Origin of the sequence: Plantactinospora sonchi, assembly GCF_036422035.1 — a bacterium.
Taxonomy (GTDB): Bacteria; Actinomycetota; Actinomycetes; order Mycobacteriales; family Micromonosporaceae; genus Plantactinospora; species Plantactinospora sonchi.
The window spans coordinates 91,382-116,908 of record NZ_JAZGQK010000030.1; the positions used below are offsets into that span (position 1 = coordinate 91,382).

Genomic DNA, 25,527 nt, shown 5'->3' on the forward strand with positions numbered 1-25,527 from the left:
GACCATCACGCTCGGTCACCGCTGGCGACGGGCGACGAGCCGCCGGGCCAGCACCGTCGCCCCGGCCGCGACAAGCCCGGTGGCCAGCAGTTCCCGGTGTCGGGACAGCCAGAGTTGTGCGCTGTGTGCCCGGGACCGGTCGTCGAACGCACCGTGCGCGCCCGGGTCCAGTCCGCCGCCGTCGTCGACCGGCCGCCACAGGTTGACCGGCCGATCCGGATCGGCCGGCTCGTCGGTCTGCTGGGCACCGTAGCCGGACCGGGCCAGATACCGGTCGAGCAGGCCGGGAAAGAGCCGGTTGCCGAGGATGGTGCCGACGGTGGAACCGCCGACCCAGTACTCCCGCCGACCCGGCCGGTCGGCCGCGTACACCACGGCCCGGGCGGCCACCTCAGGCTGGTAGATCGGGGGCACCGGTTGGGGACGGTTGCGCAACCGGGACAGCACCCAGTCGAACTGCGGCGTGTTCAACGCCGGCAGGTGCACCATGGTGACCCGTACGCCGCTGCGGTCGTGCAGCAGTTCACAACGGAGCGACTCGGTGAATCCGGCGATCGCGTGCTTAGCGCCGCAGTACGCGGACTGCAGGGGCACCGAACGGTACGCCAGTGCCGAGCCCACCTGCACGATGGTTCCGGACCCACGCGGCAGCATCCGGTCCAGGGCCGCTCTGGTGCCGTACACGTAACCGAGATAGGTCACCTCCGTCACCCGCCGGAACTCGTCCGGCCCGATCTCGGTGAACGGCGCGAACACCGAACTGAACGCGGCATTCACCCACAGGTCGATCGGGCCCAGTTCGGCACCGGTCCGGTCCGCCGCCGCGTCGACCTGACGGTGATCCGACACATCCGTCTCCATCGGCAGCGGCACGCCCCCGGCGGCCCGTACGTCCTCGGCGGCACCCCGCAGCCCGGTCCCGCCCCGGGCCAGCAGCGCGATCCGCATCCCCCGGCGGGCCAGTAGGCGGGCCGTCGCCCGGCCCACCCCGGCACTCGCCCCGGTGATCACCGCCACCCGTGGCGCAGGTCGGCCCCGCATCTGGCGCTCCTTCGGTCCACGCCGGTCGCCCAGCGCCTCAGCCGGGGCCTCGCGATCAACGCACCGGCACCGGGCACCGGCTGGAGGGCCCGCTGTCCCGGCGCCACCGCGTCCCGACCACCAGGTCCCGACCACCAGGTCCCGACCACCAGGTCCCGACCACCGCGTCCCGGCCATCGGATTCCGGCCACCGCGTCCCGACCCCAACTGGCGAAGTTCCGCTGTCAACTGGCGAGGTTCCGCTGTCCGGGCCGCCGGCTACCCGGTCGGCGGACCGCCAAACGTCGGCATCGGACGGTTCCGCCTCCGGGCACCCCGCCCGGTGATCCGCCCAGTCGGGGCGAGTCGACACGCCACCCGTCCGGGTGAGGATGAACGGGGACGGACCGGGTAACCGCGTCGGCGATGCGGTGGCAGGTGGAGGAACGAGTGCGGGCACGCGCGGTACCGGCGACAACCCTCGGTGCCGCGCTGGCCGCGCAGGCTGTCCCGGCGGTGACCGTGCTGCCCGGCGTACGACTGCGGTTCTTTCCCCGGCTGAGCGGCCGGGGCGCACCCGGCCACGTGGCGTTGACGTTCGACGACGGGCCGGACCCGGCGTCCACCCCGTACTTCCTCGAGACGCTGGCCGCGTACCGCACCCGGGCGACCTTCTTCCTGCTCGGTTCGATGCTGGCCCGGGCCCCGGAACTCGGCCTCGACCTCACCGCCGCCGGTCACGAGGTGGCGGTGCACGGCTGGTCCCACCAGAACCTGCTGCTCCGCGGTCCGCACGCCACGTACCGGGACCTGACCCGGACCCGTGAACTGATCCGGGCGGTGACCGGCCGGTCACCCCGCTACTTCCGTCCCCCGTACGGGGTGTTCAGCACCGCCGCGCTGATGGCCGCCCGCCGGCTGGACCTGACCCCGGTGCTCTGGACCTGCTGGGGCCGGGACTGGACCCGGTCGGCGACCCACTCCTCGGTCCTGCGCACCCTGCGGACCGGCCTGTCCGGCGGCGGTACCGTGCTGCTGCACGACTCCGACTGCACCTCCGCGCCCGGGGCCTGGCGGGCCAGCCTCGGCGCACTGCCCCACCTGCTCGACGAGTGCCTGCGCCAGGGCTGGCGGGTCGGCCCCCTCGCCGAACACCGCTGACGCGGCGCGCGGCAGGGCCCGGTCACCGCTTCCTGTCGAGGAAGGGCCCCTTCCGGACGCCTGCCGCCTGCTCCGGATCGGTCCCGGTTGGCACGGGTCCCGGTTCGGTCGCGGCCAGGGCGGAGGTGGCCTCGGCGGCCGCCGACGCGGCGACCGCCTCGACAACCGTCGCGGGCGTACCGGTCGGTACCCCGCCGCGCACCGTGGCGGGCGACAGTGGGCGCCGGACCCGGGCGACCACCCCGAGGTGTGCCCGGCGGGCGACCCGTAACGCCGAGAAGAGGCCGTACGCCCCCCGGCCGATCAGCCGGTGCTTGAGCCCGAGCAGGCCGCCAGGTGGCCGGTATCCGGGGTCCGGCAGGTGTCGGCGGTACCGGAGGACGATCTCGGCGAAGAACTCCCGGCGCCGGTGCGGCGGTACCCGCCGGGGGTGGCCGAGGACCTGCAGCAGGTGCCAGATCATCCGCTGGAAGATCAGCTGACGCAGCTCGGCCGGCACCTCGGCGCTCGGGTCGCGCTCCGCGGTTCCCGGGTCGGGACGCTCCAGAGCCGCCAGCACCCGGTCCCAGTGCGCGAAAACCTCGAAGTGCCGGTCGCTGACGGTCGAGGTGATCGCCCCGCCGGGTCGCTGCCGGTACGCGTAGCAGCACCGGTCCAGCAGGCTGATCCGGGGCGCGGCCAGCATCAGCGGGAAACTGAACGACACGTCCTCGTACCAGCCGGGCCCGAAGGTCAGCCCGAGTTCGGTGAGGAACCGTCGGCGGATCACCTTGTTGCAGGTGATGTGGAGTACCGAGAGCAGCCCGGGGACCTCGCGGAGGGTGAAGACCTCCGGCACCGGCCGGTCACCGTTGAGCCGGACCAGTGGACAGGTGCGCCGGCCGCCGCCGGGGAAGTACCGGGTGTACGCGGTGACCAGCAGGTCCGGCCGGGTCCGGGTGAGCCGGTCGGCGACCGCGGTCAGCGCACCCTCCGGCAGCCAGTCGTCGCTGTCCACGAACCACACGTACTCGCCGGTCGCGTGGGCCAGCCCGGCGTTGCGGGCCGCGCCGAGCCCCCGGTTGACCGGGAAGGTCAGCACCACGACCCGGGGATCGCGGGCGGCGTACCCGGCCAGGATCTCCGCGCATCCGTCGGAGGAGGCGTCGTCCACCGCCACCAGTTCGAGGTCGGGGAAGGGCGGGTCGAGGATCGAGTCCAGACACTCCGCCAGGTAGTCCTTCACCTGATGGACCGGAACGATCACGCTGAGCAGGGTCACCGTCGACAACCTCCAGCGGAGGACCGACAACCTCCGAAGGAGGACGGAGACCGAATCGTAGCGTCGCGTGATCAGACGGCAGGCGGACAGTAACTATCGAGTGACCAAATTGTGATTTGTCCCTTGGATCATCACCCGTCCCGGTGACGGCGACGGCTCACCGGCCGGCGACCCAGTTCCACACATCCACCACCCAGCCGGTCTGCCCCAGGTACGCCACTCCCACCGCGACCAGGAAGGCACCGGTCACCAGGTGCGCGCCCCGGGCCGTACGCCGGACCCGGCCGAGCTGACGCTCCAGCACGACCCGGCCGATCAGTCGGGCGAGCGCGAAGAGCCCGACCGCGATGAAGAGGGTGAGCACGAACGTGACCACCGGGCTGGTCAGGTCGCCCCGCCCCGAGATGGCCCAGATCCCCCAGCAGACGAAGGCGAAGAGACCGCCGATCAGACTCCAGTGCGCGCCGAGGCGCAACTGCCGCCAGTGGTAGCCCGGGGGCAACTGCGGCCGGTCGTCCTCGATCTGCGGCCACCCGGTGCCGGTCGGCTCGTGCGGCGTCCCCGACCCCGACCCGGTACGCGGCCCCGGCACGCCCACCGGCGCCACCCCACGTCGGAAACCCGGCGCCTCCGGCGGCATCTCGACGGTCCGCTCCGCCCACGGCTGCGTCTGGTCTGACATCTGGTCCTCCCCATCGGTCGGCGATCGGCCCCGGGTCACCGAGGATCGGCCCGGGCACCGACCCGTCCCCGTCTCCGAGGGTAGCCACGCGGTAAAACGGTCGCCGAGGCAGCATCCGGTCGACTAGACATGGACGATGTCGTACCCGGAGCTACCGATCGAGCCCGCGACGCCAGCCGACTGGGCCGCCATCTACGGCTTGCTGAACACCCTCTTCCACAACCTTCCCCCGGACGAGACGCTGGCCGAAGCCGAGCAGAGCGTCTTCGAACCGGACCGGTCGTTGGTCGCCCGGTCCGGTCCGGCCGTGGTGGCGCACGCCGGGGCGTACACCCGGGACCTGACGGTGCCCGGCGCGGTGCTGCCGGCGGCCCACGTCACCCTGGTCGGGGTGGCGCCGACGCACCGCAGGCAGGGCCTGCTGACCCGGCTCATGCACCGGCAACTGCGCCAGATCCGGGCCGCCGGACGGGAGCCGCTCGCGGTGCTCTGGGCCAGCGAGGGTCCGATCTACCCGCGTTTCGGCTACGGACAGGCGACCCGGCAGCTGCACCTGGAGATCCGGACGCCCGGGCTGCGACTGACCGCACCCGCGCCGGCCGCCACGCCGGCGATCCGACTGCACACCGACGACCTGGTGGCGCGGCATGCCGAGCTGGCACCGCTGCACGACCGGCTCCGTGCCGAACGGCCCGGCTGGTCCGACCGGACCGAGACCTGGTGGCGTTACCTGCTGGCCGACTCCCCCAACCGCCGGTCCGGCGGCACCGAACGCCGGCTCGCCGTCGCCGAGACCTCGGCCGGGATCTCCGGGTACGCCCTCTGGCGCGGCCGCAGCCACTGGGACGAGCGCGGGCCGCAGGGCACCGTACTCGTCGAGGAGTTGGTCGCGGCCGACCCCGGCACCTCGTACGCACTGTGGCGGTTCCTGCTCTCCATCGACCTGACCCGGACCGTCAGTTACCTGAACGCGTCGACAGACGAGCCGCTGCAGCACCTTGTCGACGAACCGCGTCAGCTCGGTGCCCAGCTGGGCCACGGACTCTGGGTACGGATCGTCGACGTGGCCGGGGCGCTGACCGGTCGACGGTACGCCGCCGACGTCGACGTGGTGATCGAGGTCACCGACGCGCTGTTGCCGGAGAACGCGGGCCGGTGGCGGTTGACCGCCGACGCGGCCGGGCCGGCCGTGTGCGTACGGACCGACGCCCCCGCCGACCTCGCCTGCGACGTACGCGATCTCGGTGCCGCCTACCTCGGCGGGCCGGCGCTGGCCGCGTTGGCGGCGGCCGGCCGGGTCCGGGAGGTCCGCACCGGCACCCTGGCCCGGGCCTCCACCGCGTTCGGCTGGCACCGCGCGCCGACCGGGATGGGCATCTTCTGACCCGCCGCACCGCCGGCACGGGCCCGGTCGGTCCGGCGACGGAGGCCGCCGGTCGGCACCGGGACCCGGTCCGACGGCGGCCGACGGGGCGGTCGACGCCGGGCACGGGCCGGCGGCGGGCGGTAGGGTCGCGGCATGACCGACTCCGAGCGTCGACGTCGGCGGCTGCGACACGATCCGGCGGAGGCGAGCGGAGGCGAGAGCCGACGGGGGGCGGAGCCCGCCCCCGGCCCCGCTGCCGCCGCCGACGACCGGGACACCGAACGCGGCCTGCGCGGCCTGATCGGCTCGGGCGCCTCCCAGGTCAGCGTGACGGCCGCGATGCGGGCCCGGGACGCGGCCCGGCCCACCGAGGCCGACCTGGCCGAGGCCGCCGAACGACTGGTCCTGGTCCGACGCAACTGGGTGCCCCGCGAGGAATTGCCCCGCAACACCCGCTGACCGCACCCCGGGCGACCCTCGCCGGGCCCGGCGGAGCCGGGACGGCAGCGCCGGGGTGCGGCGGCCCCGGGGGCTGGATCAGGAGTTGGTCGGCAGCGGGGGCAGTTCGCCGCCGCGCTCGTAGTCGGCGACCTGCGCGATCCGCCGCGCGTGCCGCTCGTTGCCGGAGAACGGCGTGGTGAGGAACACCTCCACGATCGCGCTCGCCTCGTCCAGGGTGTGCTGCCGGGCGCCGATCGCCACCACGTTCGCGTCGTTGTGCTCGCGGGCCAGCTGGGCGGTCTCGAGGTTCCAGGCGAGCGCCGCCCGGACCCCGGCGACCTTGTTGGCGGCGATCTGCTCGCCGTTGCCGGAGCCCCCGATCACCACGCCGAGGCTGCCGTGGTCGGCGACCACCCGGGCGCCGGTGTGCAGGCAGAAGGCCGGATAGTCGTCGTCCGGGTCGAACACCGCCGGCCCGACGTCCACCAGCTCGTAGCCCTGCTTCGCCAGGTGGTTGGCCAGGTGCACCTTGAGTTCGTAACCGGCATGGTCGGATCCCAGATAGACGCGCATACCGCGCAGTCTGTCAGCCCGGCGCGCGGTCCCGTCGGCAGGCACGGCGACAGCCGGACAGATCACAGGTCGGGGCCGGCGCGCCGGATCAGCGCGCCGGCCCCGACCTGGTCAGGAGTCCGTGCCGTCGCGTCCCAGCTCGGCCAGGACCAGGCCACCCCGGGCCTTCGGAGTGAACCAGGTGCTCTTGCGGGGCATCTTCTGTCGCGCGAGGTTGACCGCGACGAAGTCGTCCACGGTCACCGGGGCGATCAGGATCGCCAGCTCGGCCCGGCCCGCGTCGACCTCGCCCACCAGCCAACCCGCCGGGTAGTCCCCACCGACGTACGTGACGCGCTTGTCGCCCGGGTCGAGCCCGAGCGCGTCGCGCAGCAGGATCCGCTCGACCAGCGTGTGGTCGAGGTTCTCGACCGCACCGCCGTCGCCGGTCGGCAGGGTGACCGTGTAGCCCTGCCCGGCGAGATACAGCACGACGCTGCCGCCGCTGTCGGGGACGGCCGGTGACCCGGTCAGCGGCTCGACCCGCGCCCCGACCGCCCGCAGCCGGCCCAGCAGTTCCTCGGGGGTGCTGGTCAGCTCGCTCACCAGGCGGTTGTACGGCTGGATCGCGACCGAGGCGGGTGTGGTGATCACCGCGAGGAAACGCGGCAGCTCACCGATCTGCGCGGCGAGGCTGCGGTGGTTGCCGTCGGCGACGACCAGTTCCCCGGCACCGGCGAGCCGCAGCAGTTCGTCCTGCCGTTCGCCCGGCCCGACCAGCCAGATCGCGTGGGTACGGCCGGCCTGGTCGACGTCGGTGGCGGCGGGTGCCCCGGCCGCCTCGGTGGCCTCGGCGAGTGCCCGGTGCAGCGCCTCGGCCGGGTTCTCGCCGTCCGGAGCCCGGTTGCCGGTCTGCAGCAGCAGCACCGGGGAGAGCAGGTGACCGGTCGCCTCGGCCAGTGCGACCCGCTCCCGCACCTTCGCGATGAAGACCTCCTCGTTGCGGATCACGAGGCCCGGCTCGTCGGCGCTGGTGGAGATCTGGTCGGTGTCGACCGTCGCGAAGAGGCCGTAGCCGGGCTCGTCGAGCGGCGAGGTGATCCGGTAGAGCACCACCACCTGTTCGGCCGGGGTGTAGCTGCCGTCGGCCTTCGCCTCGGTGAGCCGGGTGACCGCGTCGGGCAGGGAGTCCGTGAAGGACCGTCCCAGACTCTCCGGCGCCCGGTGTGGCATCTCGATCGCCAAGGCACTGTGCGGGTTCGCCCGGATGATCTCCGTGATCTCGGCGTCGTCGGCGAACTCGTCGTAGTTCTGCGCGCCGGTGCCGCCAGTGGTGATCCAGGCCCGGCTGATCGGATGTACGACCGTCATGTCCGGTGACGCTACCGGCGGGCCCGGTCCCCCGCGCGCACACCCCACCGGTGTCCACCCCGTGGGCAGCCGGAACCCCCTGGCGAGCGCCCCCGGCCGGACAGCGCCCCGGACGGGCCCGGGCGGCGGGCGTGATCGTCAGCGGGCGTGATCGTCGGCACCGGGGCCGTCGGCGGCTGAGCCCGTCGGCGGCCCTGGGCGGCGGGTACCGGCGAGCGGTGCCGGGCGATCATCCGCCGCCCGGCACCGCCGCGTCACCCGGTGGACACCCACCCCGGCTCAGTCGAAGCGGGGCCGTTCGGTACGGGTCCGCTTCAGCTCGTAGAAGCCGGGCGTGCCGGCGACCAGGAGCACGCCGTCCCAGAGCCGACCGGCCGCCTCGCCCTTCGGCGCCGGCGTGACGACCGGACCGAAGAACGCCACCGTCTCGCCGGGCACCGGTCCCGGGGCGTGGATCACCGGTGTGCCGACGTCCTGGCCGACCGGCTTCATCCCCGCGTTGTGGCTGGTCCGCAGCGCCTCGTCGTACTCGGTGGAGTCGGCGACCTCGGCCAGCTCCGGGTCCAGGCCGACCTCGGCGAGTGCCGCCCGGTACAGCTCCGGGCCACGCTCCTCGCCGGCCAGGTGGATCCGGTTGCCCAGGGCGGTGTAGAGGTCGCGCACCGCCTGCCGGCCGTGCTGCTGCTCGACGGCGATACAGATCCGTACCGGGCCCCAGGCCGTACTGAGGAACGTCCGGTACTCCTCGGGCAGCTCGTCCCGTCCCTCATTGAGCACCGACAGACTCATCACCCGGAACCGGACATCAACCGGGCGGACCCGCTCCACCTCCAGCAGCCAGCGGGAGGTGATCCACGCCCACGGACAGGCCGGGTCGAAGAACATGTCAACAGCCGCGCGCTCGGACACCGTGGCTCTCCTTCCTCCTCAGCCGCCGGAGTCGGCGACCCGGTTATGAATCTTCACCCCCCGATGGCGCCGCCGACATCGGGATGAGAGCGTGACCTGCGGCACCCGGAGCACCGCCGGGTCATGACAGACTCATCGGTGGGCCGTGGGGATGGGCTCGAATGCTGTCAACGAGGACAGCAGCGGTGAGATTCGGATGGAGATTGACGTGCCAGGAGTGCGCAACCTGACCCAGGTCGAGGCGACGGAGCGGGGGCGGCTGCTCGACGTCACCGGGTACGACATCCGCCTGGACCTCTCGTCCGCCGGACAGGCCGCGGCGAACCGCACCTTCCGCTCGGTCACCGAGGTCCGGTTCCGCTGTGCCGAGCCCGGCGCCGGCACCTTCATCGAGGTGGCCGCCGACAGCGTCCGGACGGCCACCCTGAACGGGGAGCCGGTCGACCTGAGCGGCTGGTCGGCCGAGGCGGGCCTGACCCTGACCGGCCTGGCCGCCGAGAACGTCCTGGTGGTGGATGCCGACTTCCTCTACTCCTCCAGCGGTCAGGGCCTGCACCGCAGCGTCGACCCGGTGGACGGCGAGACCTATCTCTACAGCCAGTTCGAGACCGCCGACGCGCAGCGGGTCTTCGCCTGCTTCGACCAGCCCGACCTGAAGAGCGTCTACACCTGGCACGCCACCGTGCCGGCGCACTGGCGGGTGATCTCCAACATGCCGGTACGCGCCGAGGAGCCGGCCGGTGAGGACACCAAGACGGTCCACTTCGTCGAGTCGATGCGGATGAGCACCTACATCACGGCGCTCTGCGCCGGTCCGTACCACGAGGTCCGGCACACCCACGACGGCATCGACATGGGCTACTTCTGCCGGGCGAGCATGACGCCGTACCTCGACGCCGACGACCTGCACCTGATCACCCGGCAGGGCTTCGACTTCTTCCAGGAGCGGTTCGGCGTCCGCTACCCGCTGCCCAAGTACGACCAGGTCTGGGTCCCCGACTTCAACGCCGGCGCGATGGAGAACTTCGGCTGCGTCACCCACGCCGAGGCCCACTACCTGTTCCGCTCCCAGGTCACCGACTTCGAGTACGAGCAGCGGGCCAACACGATCCTGCACGAGCTGGCCCACATGTGGTTCGGCGACCTGGTCACGATGCGCTGGTGGAACGACCTCTGGCTGAACGAGTCGTTCGCCGAGTGGGCCAGCCACTGGGCCAACACCAACGCCACCCGGTTCACCGACGCCTGGACCACCTTCCTCTCGGTCCGGAAGAACTGGGGCTACCGGCAGGACCAGCTCTCCTCCACCCACCCGGTCTACTGCGAGATGCCGGACCTGGAGGCAGTCGAGGTCAACTTCGACGGCATCACGTACGCCAAGGGCGCCAGTGTGCTCAAGCAGCTCGTCGCGTACGTCGGCGAGGAGCCGTTCGTCGAGGGGCTGCGCAGCTACTTCGGCAAGCACGCGTGGGGCAACGCCACCTTCGACGACCTGCTCACCGAGCTGGAGGCGGCCTCCGGCCGGGAACTGCGCAAGTTCGCCGCGGAGTGGCTGGAGACCGCGCAGGTCAACACGCTGCGCCCGGAGGTGGAGATCGGCCCGGACGGCAGCTACCAGTCGGTGGTGGTGCGCCAGGAGGCGCCGAGCGAGCACCCGACGCTGCGTACGCACCGGATCGGGGTGGGCCTCTACGACCTGACCGACGGCCGGCTGGTGCGGCGGGACCGGATCGAGGTCGACGTCACCGGGGAGCGGACCGCACTTCCGCAGCTCGCCGGGGTGGCCGCGGCCGACGTACTGCTGCTCAACGACGACGACCTGACCTACGCCAAGCTGCGGCTGGACGAGCGCTCGATGGCGACCGTGGTGCAGCACATCGCCGGTTTCGAGTCGTCGCTGGCCCGTGGTCTGTGCTGGGCGGCCGCCTGGGACATGGTCCGGGACGCCGAGCTGGCGGCCCGGGACTACGTGGCGCTGGCCCTGGCCGGGTTGCCCGCCGAGACCGACATCAACCTGGTCACCGCGACGCTGCGGCAGGTCACCGCGACCCTCGTCTCGTACGCCGACCCGGCCTGGGCGCCGACCGGCTGGGCCGGGCTGGCGCGTACCGCCCGGGACGCGGTGGCCACCGCCGAGCCGGGCAGCGGCCTGCAGCTCGCCTGGGCCCGGACGTACGCCTCGGCGGCCCGCTCCGACGACGAACTGGCCGTGCTCCGTGGCTGGCTGGACGGCGGCGAGGTGCCGGCCGGGCTGACCATCGACACCGAGCTGCGCTGGACGGTGCTCCGGGCCCTGGTCGCCGGTGGTGCGGCGACCCGGGAGGAGATCGACGCCGAGCTGGCCTCCGACCGGACGTCGAGCGGTGAACGGGAGGCGGCGCTGGCCCACGCGCTGGTGCCGACCGCCGAGAACAAGGCTGAGGTGTGGGCCACCCTGACCGGGGACGAGCCGCTCCCGAACTGGCGGCACCGGGCCCTGCTGCAGGGCTTCCAGCACCCGGCCCAGATCGAGCTGACCGCCCCGTACGCCGAGCGGTTCTTCGCCGAGGCCGGCCGCGTCTGGGCCAGCCGGGACAGCGAGCCGGCCCAGGAGTTCGTCATCCTCGCCTACCCGGCGTACCAGATCAGCGAGGAGATCATCCAGGCCACCGACGTGTGGCTGGCGGAGTCGGGACACCCGGCACCGCTGCGCCGGCTGGTCGCCGAGGGCCGGGACGGGGTGCTGCGGGCGCTGAAGGCCCGGGCCCGGGACGCCGCCGCGGCCACCGTCTGACCGGCACGTCGTACGTCGGGGCCGGCCGGTCGGGGACAGACCCGACCCGCCGGCCCCGAGGCGTGTCACGCACCGGCGCTGCCGGGTGACTTCCGGCCGGTAGGCTTCTCGACGGAGGTGGATCCGATGGCCCAACCGCGCTACGAGTGGCGCCCGCCCGAGCAGGGCTGGACCGAAAAGGACCTGCTGAGCCTCCCTGCGGACGGCCACCGTTACGAGATCGTCGACGGGAGCCTGCACGTGACCCCTCCGGCCGACTTCAAGCACCACGAACTGGCCGACGAGATCCGAGCCGCGCTCCGGTCGCAGCTTCCCCCCCGTTGGCGGGTGATCCGGGAGATCGGGGTCCGGGTACCGGGCGGCAACGCCATTCCGGACCTCACCGTGCTCCGACCCACCGCCCCGGGCGACGCGATGTGGGCCGAACCGGCGGACGTGCTCCTGGTGGTCGAGGTGGAGTCGCCGAGCAGCCGCCGGCACGACCGGTTCACCAAGCTCAGCCTGTACGCCGAGGCGGAGATCGACTGGTACTGGCGAATCGAGCGGGCCAAGTCCGGTGCGGTCGCCCACCTCTATCAGCTCGCCGAGGCCGGGCACTACGAGCTGCGGCACTCGGTCCCGGCCGGATCGGCCGAGACGGTGGAGCTGCCCTTCCCGGTCCGGGTCGCCCCCACCGACTGGTCCGCCTGACCGCCGAGCGAGTTCCCGCGACGACGTGCGAGCGGGTGCGCCGTCCTCCGGGTGGCGAACCTGGACAGGGCGCGGTCACCGACACCGAACAGCCGGGCGACTTCCGTCGCCCGGCTGTTTCAGGTACGAGGTCAGGCGGCCCGGCCGGCCCGGGTGGCGAGCTGGTCGAGACCGGTGACAATGCCGCCGGCCAGGTCGCCGCCGCCGAAGGCGGCCACCATGGAGAGCGCGGCGAGCTTGGCGTCCCGGTCCGGGATCCGCTTGCGCGCCTCCGAGCCGGTGACCACCTCCAGCACCCGTTGGTTCGGCGACAGTGCGATCAGTACGGCACGGGCCGGGTCGACCAGCCCGGCGTGCAGCCGCTGGGCGTGCTCGCGGATCGGCTCGTCCAGCGGACCGACGTACACCGTGAAGATCAGACCGGTCGACTGGTCGGCGACCCGCAGTGCGTCGTCGATGCGCAGCAGTTGACGAGTGGTGAACGGACCGTTGAGTACGTCGGGACGGGCCGCCGGGTGCGCGGTCCGCGACTCCGGCAGGTCGGTCGTCGCCACGCTCTTACCAGCGGTCACTTGCGCCCCCTGTCACGCCAGCGCGCGCCGGCGCGCTGATGGTCTCGATCTCGCCACTGGTGAGCTCCCGGGCCTCCGCACCCTCCGGCAGCGCCGTCCGGGCGGACTCGGTCAGGTGCTCGGGCGAGGAGAGGAACCAGACCGGGGTGAAATCGAACGGTCGTCCCGGCCGGTACCGCTTGGAGCCGGTGCCACCGGTGCGACCGATCCGCGACAGCACCGTGATGACCAGTACGGCGGCGAGCGGGATGGCGACGAAGATCAGCAACGTCTCGGAAACAGACAACCTCAACGCCCCCAGGCGACAACGGGATCATCGTGACCGGCCGGCAGAGCCGACGACCATGTCAATCCCGCCCGGTCCAGTCGTCGTTCACGGTATCGGAAAGCGACGCCCGCCAGATCTCGGGGGGCCGGATCACCCGTCCGGGGACCACGGCCGACCGTCCCGACCCCGCCGGGTCAGGGACGAACCGCCCGGTGGGACCGACGTGCCCAGCACGCCGGCCCCACCGGTCCCGCGGAGCGAACCGGGTCATCCGGTCACGGTGTGAGCGCGTACGCCCGGATCACGGTCTGCCGCACGGTGTTGCCCGCCCGGTCGGTCGCGGCCGCCCGGAGCGAGACGAAGCCGGCCCGGTCCGGGTGCTGGACCAGGGCGACCCCACTGCCGCCGATCGCCAACACGGTGGCCTTGCGCCAGGTACGGCCATCGTCGTACGAGACGTCCACCGTCAGTGACCGGGTGCGGGCGGCCTCGGATCCCGGCTGGCGCACGACGGAGACCGGAATGGCGAACCACCGGCCGGCCGGGGCGGCGCTCACCTGGTCGAGTGGCGGGCTGAGCCGCACGCTGGAGAGCGGCAGGCGCGCCGGCTCGTCCCCGGACACGTGCCCGGACCGGAAGGTCCAGGCCGCCTCGACCCGGGTGGAGTGGGTGAACGGGGCACCCCGGGTCGCCACGACCTCGACCCGGTAGTCGGCCTCGGCGGCCGGGACCTCGAAGATGCCGCCGAGTTCGGCGGACTCGCCGATCTTGACCCCGTCGCGGTACAGGTTGAACGTCGCCGAGTCGACCCGGGAGCCGCCGGGGTGGCCGGCACCGTCGCCGAACATCGGCAACGCCAGCAACATCTCGTCACCTGTCCGGGTGGCCCAGTACTCCGGCCAGCGCGGTTCGGCCACGGACGGTCCGAAGACCCCCTGGTTCCACTGGGCACGGGTGACCGTACCGGCTTGGTAGCGTCGCCCGCTCTCCTCCTGGAACGTGAGCGTCTCCTCCCAGTCGTCCTCGCCGGGGACCCACTCCTCGAACGTGCGGTCCCACTGGATGCCGTCCTCGGTGTTGAAGTACTCGGTCCGTTCGAACGGCGTGGTGAACGGCATCAGCGCCGACCAGCCGCCGTCCACGACACCCGGCAGGGTCGCCAGGTCTCCGGTCGAGGCCCCGCTGCCGGGCACCTTGACGTGCTGGGCGTACCGCGACTTCACGGTGGCGAGGTCCGACTCCCGGACCGTCCGGGTGAGGCCGGTGAACAGTCCGCCGTCCCGGAACCAGGCCAGCTGGTAGAGGTACGGGCTCCCGGCGGCCAAACCCTCCTCGTCCACCTGCGCCCAGACGCCGGAGACCCGGCTGGCGAAACCCTCCACCGGGCCGGCGTCGCCGAGCTGCCCGCTGTACAACACGTCGCCGGGGAAGCCGAGCAGGCTGAAGCCGACGAGCGCGTCGGAACGCAGCACCTCGGCGCTGACCTCGGCGAAGTACCGCTCGGCGTCCGCCCGGGGCACGGTCACCGAGATCTCGCCGGCCTTGGCCGCGTCGACCGCCACGGTCGTCGGCCCGGTCACCTCCAGGACGGGTTGGGACAGCAGGCTGGTGTGGTAGCTGGGACGTTCCGGGTCCGGGTTCTCCGGCTCGTCCTCGCCGACGAAGCTGAGCAGTGTGTAGCGGCCCTTCGGCAGCCGTACGGTCGTCGTGCCCTCGTCGGAGAAGACGTCGTACGCCCGCAGGTCGGCGTCGGCGAAGAGCGCGGTCCGGAAGTTGGCCGTCTCGGCGCCGGCCCGGTTGCGGTGCGTCAGCGTGACGTCGTAACTCTCCACCTCGCGGTCGATGGCGAACGGCGTCTGCACGACGGCGGCGCCGTCGGCACTGCCGACCAGCCGGCCGGTGTAGTGGCCGTCGGGGCCGGCGACCCGGGTGTCGGCGGTGACCGTCACCTCGGCGGTGCCGCCGGCCGGCACGGTCACCGTCGACGGGCTCACCGTGAACATCCCGGCCGGAGCCGGTGCGCCCTGCGGCCCGGTCGCCGTGACGGCGAGGTCGAGGGTCCTCGGGGCGGTCCCGTTGTTGGTGTACGTGACGGTCTCGACCGCCGGGGTGTCATCGCCGTGCGGCCAGAGTTGCCGGTCGAAGCCGACACTCGGCGGATCGGTGACCACGGTCTGGTTGACCGCCCGGGCCACGTCCACCCGTCCGGCGCCCTGCGCGTACGCACTCAGTTCGGGATTGGGCACGGCGGCGGCCATCAGGGTCGCCTTCAGCGCCGGCCCCCGCAACTGCGGGTACCGCTGCGCCACGATCGCCGCCGCGCCGGCGACGTGCGGGGCGGACATCGAGGTGCCGGAGCCGGCGATGTACGACTCCGGTTCCTCGCCGGGGAAGGCGTCCGAGCTCCGGGCGGCGACGATCTCCACCCCCGGGGCCGTGATCTCCGGCTTGAGCCCGCCGTCGCCGACCCGGGGCCCCTGGCTGGAGAAGCCGGCGAGGTTGTCCTCACGGTCGACGGCGCCGACCGCGAGCGCGGCGTCCGCGCTGGCCGGGGAGCCGACGGTGCCCTCGGCGCCGGCGTTCCCGGCGCTGATCACGAAGAGGGTGCCGTATTCGGCGGTGAGGGTGTTGACGGCCTCCTCGATCGGGTCCACCTCGGGGCCGTCCTGGCCGCCCAGGCTCAGGTTGACCACCGAGGCCCCCTGCTCGGCGGCCCACTGCATGCCGGCGAGGATCCACGAGTCGGCACAGCCGAACTCGGCGCAGACCTTGGCGTCCAGCAGTTTCGCGCCGGGGGCCACGCCCCGGTTCCGTCCCTCGGAGGCGGCGCCGGTGCCGGCGATGGTCGAGGCCACGTGCGTGCCGTGCCCGACCCGGTCCGGGTCGGTCTCCTCGCCCTCGGTGAAGTTCGCCTGCCCGACCACCTGACCGGCGAGGTCCGGGTGGTCGGCGTCGATCCCGCTGTCCAGTACGGCGACGGTGACCCCGGTGCCGTCCAGTCCGGCCTCCCATGCGGCGGGTGCGCCGATCTGCGGCACGCTGTGTTCCAGGTTGGGCTTGCGCAGCCCGTCGAGCCAGACGGTGGAGAGTCCTCCGCGCAGACCGGCGCCCTCCGCCCCGCCGGCGATGTCCCGCCAGAGGTCGGACAGCCTCGGCTTGGCGGCCCGGACCGCGGTCCCGTTGACGGCCGGCAACTCCCGCACCACCTCGGCGCCCTGTCGCCGGGCCAGCTCCGCACCCCGGGCTGCTCCGCCGGCTCCGCCGGTGAGGATCAGTGGCAGGTCGGCACGGCGGTCGTCGTAGCCGAAATCGAGCAGGGTGGTGACGTCGAAGAGTCGGGCGTCGACCCGACCGGCCCGTACCAGCGGCGCGGCGTCCGCCGGGACCACGTGCAGGTGTCCGTCCCGCCGGTACGCCTGCATCGGGATGCCGGTCCGGCCGGGGCCGGGCAGTACCGCGGGGTTGCCGTCCCGGCCCACGCTGATCCGGTCACCGGTGATCAGGGTGACCGAGCGGGGTGCCTCGGCGGCCTGCCGGGACGGTGTGCCACGGGTCGGGTCGTCGACACCGGCCCCGGGTACGGCGCTCGCCGGTCCGGCCACCCCACCCATCGATACGACGAGGGCGGCGATCACGAGACCGCCACCCCACCTTGTCGATCTTGCTGTCATCTGTCCTCCTGTGCCGGGTTTTGGCGTTTCCGGAACATATAGAGGACAGTCTGTAGCCAGTGAAGGTTGCGTCGGATACACGTCGATTTCTTCGGCGAGTCCCGAGCCCAGGTCACACCCGGGATGGGCTCACCTCAGGCCGCGGTGGTCCCCTCCACGAGGTGCGCCAACGCGTCGGCCGCCCGCCAGCAGTCGTGGTAGGACGAGTACAGCGGCACCGGCGCCAACCGGATGATGTCCGGCTCCCGGTCGTCGACCAGTACGCCGTACTCGTGGGCGAGCCGTTTCGTCAGCTCCGCCGCACCTCCCCGGCCGACCCGGACGGAGAGCTGGCAGCCGCGCCGTGCCGGGTCCCGGGGTGTGATCACGCTGATCGGCCGGGTCGGGGTGATCGTGTCGAGCAGCTGTTCGAGATAGCTGGTCAGCCGGAGGCTGCGCGCCCGCAGTGCGGACATCCCGACCTCGTCGAAGATCGCCAACGAGGTACGCATCGGCGCCATCGCCAGGACCGGCGGATTGGAGATCACCCAGGCGTCGGCGGTGGCCGGCGGCCGGGAGACCGGGGCCATCTCGAACCGGGTCGCCTCGTCAGTGCCCCACCAGCCCTCGAACCGGCTCACCGCCGGGTCACCGAGGTGTCGCTCGTGGACGAACGCGCCGGCCAGCGAACCCGGCCCGGAGTTGAGGTACTTGTACGTGCACCAGGCCGCGAAGTCGACGTCCCAGTCGTGCAGGGCGAGCGGCACGTTCCCGACCGCGTGCGCGAGATCCCACCCGACCAGCGCGCCGGCCCGGTGGCCGGCCTCGGTGATCGCCGGAATGTCCAGCAGCTCACCGGTGAGGTAGTTGACCCCGCCGAGCAGGACCAGGGCCACCCGGTGACCCTCCCGCGCCAGGTGGTCGACCACGTCCTCGGTACGCAGCGTCTCCTCGCCCGGGCGCGGACGCAGTCGTACCACCACCTCGTCGGGGTCGAGGCCGTGGTGCCGGGCCTGGCTGCGCACGGCGTAACTGTCCGAGGGGAAGGCGCCGTCCTCGATCAGGATCCGGTCCCGCCCCGGGGTCGGGCGGTAGAACGAGACCATCAGCAGGTGCAGGTTGACGGTGAGCGAGTTCATCACCACGGTCTCGACGGGTAGCGCCCCGACCAGCCTCGCGCTCGGCGCGGTGAGCAGCCGGTAGTACGGCACCCACGGCCGGGGTCCGGAGAAGTGGCCGGTCACCGCCCGGGTGGCCCAGGCGTCCAGTTCGGCCAGCAGGTCCGCCCGGGCGCCCCGGGGCTGCAGCCCGAGGGAGTTCCCGACCAGGTACGCCGCCTCGGCGTACCGGCCCCCCTCGGCCGGCGGTACGTGGAACAGGTCCCGGTGGCCACTGTCGTCCTCGTCGAGCCGACGGGCGGTCTCCTCACCCGGAATGGTCATGCTGTCCTCGCTCCCCTTTCTCCCTCGTCCGGCCAGCGCCGGTCTCCCACGGCCGGCCCCGGTCACATCTCGGTACGTGCCGCCCACAACTCCGGGAAGACCTCCCGGTCCATGCTGCGCCGCAGCCAGGCCGCGCCGGCCGAGCCTCCCGTACCGACCTTGGCGCCCATCGTCCGGCGTACCGCCTTGAGATGCTGGTGACGCCAGTCGTCGAACCGGTCGGCGATCTCGGTCAACGCCTCGCCCAGCAGGCGGAGGTGGTTGTCCGGGCCGGCGTCGGCGTAGATCTCCACCCAGGCCGAGGTCACCTCGGGGCACGGCTCCACCTCGGCGGCGAAGTCCCGGTCGAGCAGTTCGGCCGGGATGTCCCGGCCGAGCCGGGCCAGCAGGGCGGTCACCTCGTCCCACAGGCTCGGCGCGCGCAGCGCCTCGACCAGCTCGGCGTGGACCTGCGGCTGACGGCGGAACGGCCGGACCAGCGACTCGGACTTGAGGCCGAGCAGGAACTCCAGGTGGCGGTACATCGCGGACTGGAACCCGGAGCCCTCGCCGAGCAGGTTGCGGAATTTGTTGAAGTCGGCCGGGGTCATCCAGCGCAGTCCCCGCCAGGCCGCGTTGAGTCCTTCCAGGTGCAGCCCGGCCCGGCGCAGCGGCGCGAGGGCCCCCCGGACGTCGTCGGTACGCAGCCGCTCCCGCGCCTCGCGCAGTTCGAAGCAGGTCAGTCCGAAGTAGAGTTCCATGATCTGGCTGACCATCAGGAACGACATCTCGCCGGGATCCCGGCTCAGGGTCTGCTGCAGGCTGTGCAAAGTACTGGCGTGCACGTAGGCGTCGTACGGGAGCAGTTCGGCGAACTCGAGGGTCGGCTCGCCGTGGTTGGCCACCGCACGGGCGAGGCGTTGCTCGGCGCTCGTCGGCCGGATCCGGGACCGCTCGACCAGCCGTTGTCGCGGCGTCGTTTTCATCGCCCTCGCCTCCCTCGCTCACCCCGGGCCTGGGGTGACCCGGCCCGGACAAGGTCATGATCTCTCCGTCGGGCCGGTGAACGGAATGCCGGACCAACGGCGATTGACGCGCCGGGGTTACGGGTCGTTCGGTCATTCCGCCGGATCACTTAACGTTCATAAGGTGGCCCGGTGGACCGTGAGCCGGCGGTACGGAGGGTGGTCAGATCGTGGACGACATGGATTGGTCCCTGCTCAGGGAGTTGCAGGCCGATGCCCGGCTCTCGTACAGCGAACTCTCCCGGCGGGTCCACCTCTCCCCGCCGGCGGTCGCCGAACGGGTACGTCGGCTCGAGGAGTCCGGCGTGATCACCGGCTACCACGCGCACGTCGACCTGGCCCGGGCCGGACGCAAGGTGGTCGCGATGATCCGGATGTCCTGTTACGGACCCCGGTGCATCCTCCGTGATCCGGGTCTGCCCGGTTGGCCGGAGATCCTGGAGGTCCACCGGATCACCGGTGACGCGTGCAGCCTGCTGAAGGTCGCGGCCAGCTCGATCGAGGCGTTCGAGCGGGTCATCGACCGACTCGCCCCGTACGGGCAGCCCTCCAGCACGATGGTGCTCTCCAGCCCGCTCGCCTGGGATCCGGTGGTGCCGATCCGCCCCGACCCGCCCGCCGTGCCGGCCGCCGACGGCCCGGCCCCGGTCGACGCCGCGCCACCGGCCCCGGCCGGCACGCCCTGAGAACCGCCCACCAGGGCCGTCACCACCTCTCCCGCCCGCGTCCGCCCTTTCCGGGCATGCCGTTCCCGCTCGGCGGGCCCGGCGGCGTGTGTCCTCGGGACGGCTGGGAACACCGGTCAGGACGGACGGCTGCCGCCGACCCGCCGCAGACGGCGTGCGGCGGGCACCGGCGGCACGGCCCGCCGGGAGGGCCGGAAGGGGGAGTCATGAACGCTGCCAGGATCGTCGGCCGCACGATCGCCGCCGGCGTGTTCGCCACCGCTCTGCTGCCGGGGCCGATCGGCGGGAACGCCGCGCCGGCCTGGGCCGGACCGAACACCTTCGTGGAGGTCACGCCGAACACCGCCCAGGTGGGCAGCCGGGTCAACATCCGGGCGAGTTGCGACAACGCCAACAACCAGCAGGCGACCGTCCAGTCGGACGCCTTCGGCCGGGTCATCGTCCGGCCCGACAACGGCTTTCTCACCGGTTCGGTGACGATTCCGGGCAACAAGGCACCCGGCCCGTACGCGGTGAACCTGCACTGCCCGAACAACGACCGGGCGACCACCACGCTCAACGTGGTCAACATGAGTCAGGGCAGCCAGGGTCCGGCCACCGGTGGCGGCGGCACGGCCGGCGGCATGGCCGGTCCGATGATCCTCGCGGGTGGGCTCGGCATCGTCGCGCTCGGGGTGGGATTCGGCCTGCTCGGCCGGCAGCGTCGGCGTACCGAACTGGGTGGCTGACCGGGACCGGGCAATCCGCCCCTGGAACCCAGCGTCGACCCGGGACCGGACGACCGACTCCGGAGCCCGGCGTCGACCCGGAGCAGCTGACTGACTCGGAGCGAAGATGACCCGCTCTTCCACGGCCGACGGCACGTGGCGGGGCCGGGCCGCCCGGTGGCGGCGTCGGGTGGGCCGGGTCGTGGCCCACACCGCCCGCCAGGCCACCGCGGCGAGCGTCACCAGCCCGGATCCGCAGGACCGTGTTCCGCCCGGCACCCTGGACGTGGTGCCGGCCGGTCGGCCCCGCCGGGGCGTACCGGTCGGGCGAGGACGACGCCGGCCCGGCCCGGTGCCGATCGTCATGCTGTTGATCGGCCTCCTCGTCACCGCGTTCGGCGTCCAGCACGTCACCGGCATCACCCTGCTGCCGAGCGGGTTGATCTTCGGTGCCCAGGCGCCGCCGCGAAAGTTCCCCGTACTCGAATCGAGCCCACCGGTGGAGATCGGCATCCGGGCGCTGGGCCTGGACGCGCCGGTGCATCCGGTGGGGGTGGCGAGGGACGGCACGATCGAGGTGCCCGCGTCGGACCGTCGGGACGAGGCCGGCTGGTACGACCAGAGCCCCACGCCGGGCCAGTACGGACCCTCGGTGATCGTCGGGCACGTCGACACCGCCACCGGACCGGCGGTCTTCCACGGCCTGAGCGGACTACGACCGGGTACGAAGATCGAGATTGCCCGGGAGGACCAGTCGGTGGCGATCTTCGAGGTCAACTCGGTCAGGCGGTTCGACAAGTCGCAACTGCCGGTGGACCGGGTCTACGGCGACTTCAGCCGCCCGGCGCTGCGCCTGATCACCTGCGGCGGTCGGTGGGTGGGCGGGTCCACCGGGTACGCCGACAACGTCATCGTCTTCGCGTCCCTGGTCTCCGCCCGCCGACCGTGAACCGGCGTCCGCCGTCGTGCCGGAAGCAGCCGCCGGTCAGGCGGCCTCGGCCTCGCGCAGGTCCAGCCAGTCCGCCCAACGCGGGTCGGGCGCCCGGTGCCCGAGCACCCGCCAGGCCATCCCCTTCGGGGCGGTGGGCAGGGTGTGCAGCCGCCAACCCAGCTCGGCGGGGGTCTTGTCGCCCTTGGTGTGGTTGCACTTGGCGCAGGCCGCCACCACGTTCTCCCAGGCGTGCCGGCCGCCCCGGCTGCGCGGGAACACGTGGTCGATGGTTTCGGCCGGGCCCCGGCAGTAGACGCAGCGCCAGTTGTCCCGGGCGAAGATGGCCCGCCGGGAGAGACCGACATGGGTCCGGTAGGGCACCCGGACGAACCGGGTGAGTCGCACCACCGAAGGCACGGGAAGGGCATTCCGGGCGCTGTGCAGCATCCCCTCCCCGTCGGCCACACAGACGGCTTTGGCGGAGAGGACCAGGATCGCGGCCCGACGCACTGAAACGACACACAGCGGCTCGTAGGTGGCATTGAGCACCAACGCTCCGGAGCCCACCATGGGTCGTATGTCAGGCATCGCGCTCACCCTCTCGGTTGTGTTCCCGTCCACTCCCTGTCGCCCGGCGGTGCCGACCCCGCTCCGGTGCCCGTTTCCGGCCAGCATCGACCGGCAGGCCGCCGGAATCGCGGCCGACGCCGGCCGATCACCGGCGTCCGTGCGCCAATAGTCCCCGATAGGTGCCGCGAATGCACGTACTAATCGGGGGTCCCTGCGGAAAGCTTTCACGTCGCGTGGCAGGATGACCGGTTCCGTCCGATCAGCCCGTGCTCCGTGCTCCGTGCTCCGTGCTCCGTGCTCCGTGCTCCGTGCCCCGTGCCGACCGCGACCGGCCGACCGGTGGGTCGGCGTATCCCGGGCGTCGGCACCAGGGCAGGCCGGGGCGCCGGCCTGACCAGGTCCGGCCGGCGGCCGGCGAGGCGGGGCGAGCGGGACCTCCGCCACCGGCCGGCGGGTCGGCCGACAGCGCCCGGCGGCCGTAAGGTACTAAGGCATTCGTGAACCCCGCGACGATGACCGCAGCCGTCCTCGGCATGCCCGCCGCCGAGACGCCCGACCCCAAGCCGAGCTGCGTCGACGATCCCGTCTGCGGCCAGATCTGGCGCTGGACCAGGTCCGAGTGGTTCGCCGAGGGCAGCAACTACCTGGTGGTCAAGCCGCTCACCATCCTGCTGATCCTGCTGCTCGCGTTCCTGCTCCGGTACCTGCTGCACCGCACCATCAACCGGCTGGTGCGGAGCACCTCCGAGAGCAAGATCCCGGCGGTGCTCAAGCCGCTGCGGGAACGCATCCCCACCGCCGCGCCCGACCCCGAGGCGATCTATCCGGAACGACGCCGGCAGCGGGCCGAGGCGATCGGTTCGGTACTGCGGAGCATGACCACGGCGGTGGTCTTCGCCATCGCCGCCCTGCAGATCCTCAGCGAACTCAGTTTCAACCTGGCACCGCTGCTGGCCAGTGCCGGCATCGCCGGCGTGGCCCTCGGCTTCGGCGCCCAGACGCTGGTCAAGGACCTGATCGCCGGTCTGTTCATGCTGCTCGAGGACCAGTACGGCGTCGGTGACGTGGTCGACCTCGGCGAGGCCACCGGAGTGGTCGAGTCGGTGGGTCTGCGGATCACCACGGTCCGCGACGCGCGCGGCGTGGTCTGGTACATCCGCAACGGCGAGATCATCCGCGTCGGCAACAAGAGCCAGGGCTGGGCGATGGTCATCGTCGACATGCCGATCGGCTTCGCCCGGACCGAGGAGGCGACCGCGGTGCTGAAGACCGCCGCCGCGTCGGTCGCGGTCGACCCGGAACTCGCGCCCGAACTCGTCGAGCCGCCCGAGGTGGTCGGGGTCGAACAGATCACCGTGGACGGGGCGGTGATCCGTACGGTCGCCAAGACCACGGCCGAGGGCCAGCTCCCGGTCTCCCGGGAACTGCGTCGCCGGCTGGCCGAGGCGCTGGAGAACTCCGGCATCACCGCCGGCATCGCGGCCACCCGGATGTTCCCGCGTCCTGCCGCACCCCCGGAGGACCCGGGCACGGGTCAGGGCGGCCCGACCTGAGGAACGGGATCCGCGCGGGGCGGTACCGGTTGAGCGGAGTGGACCACACGGAACGGGGCGGCCCCGGCGGTCCGTCACGGGCGGGGTCGGTCCACCCGTAACGGCGATGTCACGGATACCGATCGGCGTCGAGTCCACCCCGGTCGCCGGGGGTCGCGTACCTTGTCGACGGTCGGGTATCGTCCGTTCGACCAGTCGGAGATGCGACGATCTACCCGTTCGCCCTAGCCAGTTGTCATACGATCGGGCAGAATCCAGGACAAGCTCCCACTCGGAGTGTAACGAAGACCTCGCTGATCCGAACGTTTAACGTTCCCGGCAGCCCCATCACATTGGTCAGCGGTCGAGAACGATGGAGGCCCATCGGTGTCCGAGGAGACACACGTCCCTGAGCGGCCGGCTACCTTCCGCGAGGTGTTCACCGAGGGTGAATTCCGATCGGTCTACCTGGCCGTGGTGCTGACCTGGGCCGGTGACTACATCGCCAAGGCGGCGGTGACCATGCTGGTCTACCAGCAGAGCGACTCGGTCGCCCTGTCCGCCGCCGCCTTCGCGACGAGCTACCTGCCCTGGCTGATCGGTGGCCCGCTGCTCACCACCCTCGCCGACCGGTACCCGTACCGGACCGTCATGGTCATCTGTGACGTCGTCCGGTTGCCGCTCTTCCTGATCCTCGCGCTCGTCGACCTGCCCACCGTCGCGATCCTCGGACTGCTCTTCGCGTCCACCCTGGCTGCCGCGCCGAGCCAGGCCGCCCGGTCCGCGATGGTGCCCCTGATCCTCACGGACGACCGGCTGGTGGTCGCGCTGTCACTGCTGAGCAGCAGCAGCCAGGCGGCCCAGATCGGCGGCTACGTCGCCGGGGCGTCGATCGCGCTGTACAGCCCGAAACTCGCCCTGCTGATCAACGCCGTCGCGTTCGGGCTCTCCGCGTTGATCATCTGGACCGGCGTACGGCACCGGCCGGCCGTCCCCCGGGAGAGCCCGGACCACCTGATCCGGGACACCGCCGCCGGGTTCCGCCTGGTGTTCGGCACGCCGGCGCTCCGGGCGATCGCGATCCTGATCTTCTCGGCGATGCTCTTCGCCATCGTCCCGGAAGGTCTCGCCGCCGCCTGGGCCAGCGACCTGGCCGACGGGAGCACCCACCCGGGGATCATCCAGGGGCTGATCATGGGTGCCGTGCCGACCGGCTCCATCCTCGGCGCCCTGCTGGTAGGCCGGATCATCCGGCCGGCCCGGCGCCAGGCCCTGATCCGCCCGTTCGCGGTCCTCGCCCCGCTGGCCCTGGTGCCGGCCCTGCTGGGCCCCTCACCGGTGATCGTGGCTCTGCTGGCGGCGATCGCCGGCTTCGCGGTCACCGGTCTGATCCCGGTGACCAACGCCCTCTTCGTCCAGGCCCTGCCGAACGGTTACCGGGCCCGCGCGTTCGGGGTGATGAACACCGGCATGCAGAGCATCCAGGGGGCGGCCGTCCTGATCACCGGTGTGCTCGCGGAGCGGTTCCCACTCCATCGGGTGGTCGGTCTGTGGAGTGTCGCCGGGGTGGTGCTCATGCTGCTGCTGGCCACCCGCTGGCCGCGACCGGAGCAGTTCTCCGCCGCGATCGCCCGGGCACGGCAGGGCCGGCCGGTCGGCGAGACGTCGACGGCGCCGAGCGGGATCCGACCGTTGAGCGGCCCGCCCGGACCTCGGCCGCCCTCCTCGGAGGCCGGGATCGGCGCGGTCTGACCCGCACCGCGATCCGCCCGGGCACCGGCCCCGCACCGACAGCCACCAAAACCCCGGCGCGGTCGCCTACCCGACGCCGCTACCGGAGCCGGCGCAATCCCGGGCCGCGCGGCCGGACCCGACGCCGCTGCGACCCGGCGCGGTTTCCGGACCCGGCCGCGACCGGCCGGCAGGCCCGATGTGAGCC

General features: G+C 72.5%; 22 protein-coding genes. 10 read left to right on the forward strand and 12 right to left on the reverse strand.

Translation table 11 applies throughout. The features are described 5' to 3' along the window. Positions 1–15 precede the first annotated feature (15 nt). Positions 16–1,041 carry an SDR family oxidoreductase gene (locus tag V1633_RS29775; protein WP_331217605.1) on the reverse strand — a complete coding sequence of 342 codons (1,026 nt, stop codon included), beginning with the start codon at positions 1,039–1,041 and terminating at the stop codon, positions 16–18. 429 nt (positions 1,042–1,470) lie between these two features. Here V1633_RS29775 and V1633_RS29780 point away from each other — a divergent pair, with 429 nt between their 5' ends. Further along, on the forward strand, positions 1,471–2,181 hold the full coding sequence (locus V1633_RS29780) for a polysaccharide deacetylase family protein (protein ID WP_331217606.1): 711 nt from the start codon (positions 1,471–1,473) through the stop codon (positions 2,179–2,181). 22 nt (positions 2,182–2,203) lie between these two features. Here V1633_RS29780 and V1633_RS29785 read toward each other — a convergent pair whose 3' ends face one another. Together V1633_RS29785 and V1633_RS29790 are read right to left on the reverse strand one after the other, a co-directional pair. Next, complete coding sequence (locus V1633_RS29785; protein ID WP_331217607.1) at positions 2,204–3,442, reverse strand: glycosyltransferase family 2 protein; 1,239 nt, start codon at positions 3,440–3,442, stop codon at positions 2,204–2,206. Positions 3,443–3,599: 157 nt separating this feature from the next. Further along, positions 3,600–4,124, reverse strand: a complete 525-nt coding sequence (locus V1633_RS29790) for a hypothetical protein (RefSeq protein ID WP_331217608.1) — start codon at positions 4,122–4,124, stop codon at positions 3,600–3,602. A 136-nt stretch (positions 4,125–4,260) separates the two neighbouring features. On the opposite strand from V1633_RS29790, the gene V1633_RS29795 reads away from it, so the two are divergent. Both V1633_RS29795 and V1633_RS29800 read left to right on the forward strand, forming a co-directional pair. Then, positions 4,261–5,508, forward strand: coding sequence for a GNAT family N-acetyltransferase (locus tag V1633_RS29795; protein WP_331217609.1), 1,248 nt, complete (start codon positions 4,261–4,263; stop codon positions 5,506–5,508). A gap of 135 nt (positions 5,509–5,643) precedes the next feature. Then, a complete protein-coding gene (locus V1633_RS29800) occupies positions 5,644–5,949 on the forward strand; it encodes a hypothetical protein (RefSeq protein ID WP_331217610.1) in 306 nt (101 codons plus the stop codon). Positions 5,950–6,027: 78 nt separating this feature from the next. Here V1633_RS29800 and V1633_RS29805 read toward each other — a convergent pair whose 3' ends face one another. From V1633_RS29805 to V1633_RS29815, 3 genes are all read right to left on the reverse strand, one after another. Continuing rightward, complete coding sequence (locus V1633_RS29805) at positions 6,028–6,504, reverse strand: ribose-5-phosphate isomerase (RefSeq protein WP_331217611.1); 477 nt, start codon at positions 6,502–6,504, stop codon at positions 6,028–6,030. Positions 6,505–6,615: 111 nt separating this feature from the next. Continuing rightward, positions 6,616–7,854, reverse strand: coding sequence for a DUF1015 family protein (locus V1633_RS29810; RefSeq protein ID WP_331217612.1), 1,239 nt, complete (start codon positions 7,852–7,854; stop codon positions 6,616–6,618). Positions 7,855–8,133: 279 nt separating this feature from the next. Beyond that, a complete protein-coding gene (locus V1633_RS29815) occupies positions 8,134–8,763 on the reverse strand; it encodes a mycothiol-dependent nitroreductase Rv2466c family protein (RefSeq protein ID WP_331217613.1) in 630 nt (209 codons plus the stop codon). Positions 8,764–8,980: 217 nt separating this feature from the next. On the opposite strand from V1633_RS29815, the gene pepN reads away from it, so the two are divergent. Together pepN and V1633_RS29825 are read left to right on the forward strand one after the other, a co-directional pair. Then, positions 8,981–11,536, forward strand: a complete 2,556-nt coding sequence (gene pepN / locus V1633_RS29820; RefSeq protein WP_331217649.1) for an aminopeptidase N — start codon at positions 8,981–8,983, stop codon at positions 11,534–11,536. Positions 11,537–11,662: 126 nt separating this feature from the next. After that, the gene (locus V1633_RS29825) at positions 11,663–12,226 is read left to right on the forward strand and encodes a Uma2 family endonuclease (RefSeq protein ID WP_331217614.1); all 564 of its coding nucleotides are present in this window, start codon (positions 11,663–11,665) and stop codon (positions 12,224–12,226) included. A gap of 131 nt (positions 12,227–12,357) precedes the next feature. Here the strand turns inward: V1633_RS29825 and V1633_RS29830 are convergent, their stop codons facing one another. The 5 genes from V1633_RS29830 to V1633_RS29850 all read right to left on the reverse strand — a co-directional run bounded on the left by V1633_RS29830 (position 12,358) and on the right by V1633_RS29850 (position 19,123). Beyond that, positions 12,358–12,780, reverse strand: coding sequence for a DUF5130 family protein (locus V1633_RS29830; RefSeq protein WP_331217650.1), 423 nt, complete (start codon positions 12,778–12,780; stop codon positions 12,358–12,360). Positions 12,781–12,784: 4 nt separating this feature from the next. Beyond that, complete coding sequence (ctaJ, locus tag V1633_RS29835) at positions 12,785–13,090, reverse strand: aa3-type cytochrome oxidase subunit CtaJ (protein ID WP_456238650.1); 306 nt, start codon at positions 13,088–13,090, stop codon at positions 12,785–12,787. A gap of 251 nt (positions 13,091–13,341) precedes the next feature. Then, entirely contained in the window at positions 13,342–16,737 is a 3,396-nt protein-coding gene (locus tag V1633_RS29840) for a S8 family serine peptidase (RefSeq protein WP_331217615.1), read from the reverse strand. Between the two features lie 134 nt (positions 16,738–16,871). After that, on the reverse strand, positions 16,872–18,158 hold the full coding sequence (gene kynU, locus V1633_RS29845; RefSeq protein WP_331217616.1) for a kynureninase: 1,287 nt from the start codon (positions 18,156–18,158) through the stop codon (positions 16,872–16,874). A 62-nt stretch (positions 18,159–18,220) separates the two neighbouring features. Beyond that, the gene (locus V1633_RS29850; protein WP_331217617.1) at positions 18,221–19,123 is read right to left on the reverse strand and encodes a tryptophan 2,3-dioxygenase; all 903 of its coding nucleotides are present in this window, start codon (positions 19,121–19,123) and stop codon (positions 18,221–18,223) included. A 209-nt stretch (positions 19,124–19,332) separates the two neighbouring features. Between V1633_RS29850 and V1633_RS29855 the strand changes: the two genes are divergently transcribed. The 3 genes from V1633_RS29855 (at position 19,333) to V1633_RS29865 (ending at position 21,504) form a co-directional block, all read left to right on the forward strand. Further along, positions 19,333–19,848: an Lrp/AsnC family transcriptional regulator gene (locus tag V1633_RS29855; protein WP_331217618.1), complete on the forward strand. Its 516-nt coding sequence runs from the start codon at positions 19,333–19,335 to the stop codon at positions 19,846–19,848. Between the two features lie 206 nt (positions 19,849–20,054). Next, on the forward strand, positions 20,055–20,576 hold the full coding sequence (locus tag V1633_RS29860) for a hypothetical protein (protein WP_331217619.1): 522 nt from the start codon (positions 20,055–20,057) through the stop codon (positions 20,574–20,576). A 106-nt stretch (positions 20,577–20,682) separates the two neighbouring features. Beyond that, positions 20,683–21,504, forward strand: coding sequence for a class F sortase (locus V1633_RS29865; protein WP_331217620.1), 822 nt, complete (start codon positions 20,683–20,685; stop codon positions 21,502–21,504). Positions 21,505–21,540: 36 nt separating this feature from the next. Here the strand turns inward: V1633_RS29865 and V1633_RS29870 are convergent, their stop codons facing one another. Beyond that, positions 21,541–22,074 carry an HNH endonuclease gene (locus V1633_RS29870; protein WP_331217621.1) on the reverse strand — a complete coding sequence of 178 codons (534 nt, stop codon included), beginning with the start codon at positions 22,072–22,074 and terminating at the stop codon, positions 21,541–21,543. 494 nt (positions 22,075–22,568) lie between these two features. Here V1633_RS29870 and V1633_RS29875 point away from each other — a divergent pair, with 494 nt between their 5' ends. Next, the gene (locus V1633_RS29875) at positions 22,569–23,609 is read left to right on the forward strand and encodes a mechanosensitive ion channel family protein (RefSeq protein ID WP_331217622.1); all 1,041 of its coding nucleotides are present in this window, start codon (positions 22,569–22,571) and stop codon (positions 23,607–23,609) included. Positions 23,610–23,975: 366 nt separating this feature from the next. After that, on the forward strand, positions 23,976–25,340 hold the full coding sequence (locus tag V1633_RS29880; RefSeq protein ID WP_331217623.1) for an MFS transporter: 1,365 nt from the start codon (positions 23,976–23,978) through the stop codon (positions 25,338–25,340). Positions 25,341–25,527: the final 187 nt, after the last annotated feature.